At 44.9% G+C, this 2,899-nt stretch carries 3 protein-coding genes; 1 reads left to right on the forward strand and 2 read right to left on the reverse strand.

What is annotated here, in order from left to right:
• A partial coding sequence (locus A3763_RS15080) for an HAD-IC family P-type ATPase (RefSeq protein WP_156495107.1) occupies positions 1 to 1,200 on the forward strand: 1,200 nt, incomplete at its 5' end.
• 339 nt (positions 1,201 to 1,539) lie between these two features.
• Here A3763_RS15080 and A3763_RS15085 read toward each other — a convergent pair.
• Both A3763_RS15085 and A3763_RS28730 read right to left on the reverse strand, forming a co-directional pair.
• Positions 1,540 to 2,085: a PaaI family thioesterase gene (locus tag A3763_RS15085; protein ID WP_082865366.1), complete on the reverse strand. Its 546-nt coding sequence runs from the start codon at positions 2,083 to 2,085 to the stop codon at positions 1,540 to 1,542.
• 92 nt (positions 2,086 to 2,177) lie between these two features.
• The coding region (locus A3763_RS28730; RefSeq protein WP_082880479.1) for a hypothetical protein at positions 2,178 to 2,899 on the reverse strand (722 nt) is incomplete at its 5' end.

Genomic DNA, 2,899 nt, shown 5'->3' on the forward strand with positions numbered 1-2,899 from the left:
TTCGCTATGAAGAACTTAAATGACGGCGACACTTTCGATCAGGAAACGCTTGAGTCACAGATGACTTTCCTAGGCTTAGCCGCATTGATCGACCCTCCCCGAGAAGAAGCCAAAGAGGCCGTTCAACAATGTAAAACAGCTGGTATCACACCGATAATGATTACCGGGGATCATCCTGCAACAGCTTTGGCAATTGCGAAACAACTCGATCTGGTTCCAGCTAACGAGTCAGCGAATAGCAGTGAACATCACCCCAGTGTCATTACCGGGGCTGATATGGCATCGATTGATGATATTGAACTCCAACAAACTGTTCAGTCAACGCAAGTTTATGCGCGAGTCTCACCAGAGCAGAAAGTCCGACTGGTAAATGCAATTCAAAGCAATGGCGAATATTGCGCAATGACTGGAGACGGAGTGAACGATGCCCCAGCACTCAAAAATGCCCACATAGGTGTCGCTATGGGGAAGAATGGCACTGACGTAGCTCGTGAAGCTTCTGATATGGTGCTACTCGACGACAACTTCGCCACCATCGTCAAAGCAGTCGAACAGGGTAGACGAATCTTCGATAATATTCGAAAATTCATAAAATATACGATGACCAGTAACTCAGGTGAAATTTGGGTATTACTGCTCGCACCTTTTTTGGGTATGCCTATTCCCCTGCTGCCTATCCACATTCTTTGGATAAACTTGGTTACCGATGGTTTACCTGGATTGGCCCTATCTGTCGAGCCAAAAGAAAAAGGTGTCATGGCCAGAGCGCCACGCCCACCAAATGAAAGTATTTTTTCTCACGGTATGTGGCAACACATTGTATTTATAGGTTTTTTAATCGGTGCACTATCTCTCTTCGCCCAATATTGGGCCCTAGAGTACAGCCCCGACTACTGGCAATCAATGGTATTTACCACGCTGACTTTATCCCAGCTCATGCATGTCATGGCAATTCGTTCAGAAACCTTGTCTCTGTTTTCTATCGGGTTCTTTACCAATAAGGCCTTAATTGCGGCATTGATCAGTACTCTCGCACTGCAATTACTTGTTATTTACACGCCACTAGGTAACGAATGGTTTAAAACTCAGGCACTCCCCATGACGGAGTTATTGATCTGCTGTGGACTAGCTTTAGTAGTTTTCTTCGCCGTAGAAGGCGAAAAGCATTTGGTAAGAAAAGGCTGGCTATATAAGAAATAAACGAGGTAAAAATAAAGAGGTTCAGAGTCGAATGGCACTTACTTAAGGAGAAAATGGCGTCATTCCCTTGAACAAGGGAATCCATTGTTTTGAGGCTAACTCAATGAAATTGAAGGACCATGACTATCGCTAACCTAAAGATTTCTAGTCTTTTTTAACTCTCTAGGTCAGCCAAACGGCTGAAAAACAATGGATTCCCGCCCCGCCCAGGCGGCCCTCTCTTGCTGCGCAATTCACCTTGTGCGCGGGAATGATGAGTTTCGGGGCGAAATCAAGCTTAAGTAAGTGCCATTCGGGTCAGAGTCAAAAAAGCCAACTGAACTCTGACCCAAATATTACTTAGCGCATTCTTACCTGATAATTCGCGTAGCTTTTCGCCACTATCGTACCTTCAGCGTCTTTAACCTCACCTTCCAGGACAAAGCTACTCTTGCCTTCTGCCAAGGTTTCTTCTTCCAGGCGGGCTAGTTCTTGGTCAGATAAACCAAACTCAACCGTGACATCAGTTTTGGCAACCTTGATGAATTCCATCTTTAAGTCGACTAAGACAGGATAAAAACGCTCATCAAAGCTCAGCATTGAAATAATGCCCCCAGGAATTTCGGCGACGGTAAATAGCGCGCCTGCGTACATGGCATTAAAGTGATTCTTGTTTGGCTTAAGGGGAATACCTGCTTTCAAAAAGCCGCGCTTTACCTCAAGTACTTTAAAACCATTTCGCGTCGCAAAAGGAATCGCCTGACCAACAAACTTGGTCAACAGAGCCGTCATTGCGGTGCTTTGAACTTTGGAGACAAAGCCTGAAGCGTCTGACTGAGGTTTGTTTGCCCAGTCACGCATGCGATTTTGTAGGTCTTGATTGATAGACTGAAGGTAGCTCATCATGTGGCCATCTTCCTTAAAGTAATTTGAAGGCGCTAGACTACCAGCCTGAGCAAGGCACGCAAGTGATATTCACTTAGTAGAAAAAGGGTACGCTAGGCAGCACCCGAGTTGCCATAACTAATGAAACGCTGCTCAAGCATTTCATACTCTTTTTTCAAGCGGTTCAGCTCGTCTTGCAATTCTTTAGGGGACTGACTGTTTTCTGCGAGGTCGACATAGTTGCTTTCGAGGGTTTCGCGCTCAGCTTCAGAACGTTTCAGTTTTTGCTGTGCCTCTTCAAGCGACTGCTTTAATAGGTAGGCTTCACTGTTGTCCGCCTTGAGATCATCAAGCTCTTTGGTCATAAGTGATGAATTAATTCGTAATTTCTTAATCTCCTTCACTTTCTCGTCCAGTTGTTCCGAAAGCTGCTGTGTTTTTTCGATTAACGATTCTTCTCTCTCATTGCTTGTATCAACAGCATCAACAACCCTCTTTAGGCTTGAAACTTTATTAGCCTCTTTTTCAATGTCTCGGCTAGCTTGCTGATATTGAACATTCATTGAGGTAATCCGCTTTCCTGATTCTTTCAAGGAGGCTTCGAGTGCCTCAATATGTTCAAGCAAACGCTGCCGCTCAGAATCACTAAAGGCTTGCCGGTCATTCTCAGATGTCATATCTTTAAGTTGCGAGCTCAAACTTAATTGCTGGCCGGACAATTCATCCAGTTTGTTCATTCCATCTTCGACAGACTCTTCCTCACCTTCTGAATCAGGCGCAGTCTTGCCTACCGTTTTTCCATCGTAGGCATATTCAAAAGTATGATGTTTCCCCG

The organism is Oleiphilus sp. HI0128, assembly GCF_001635365.1.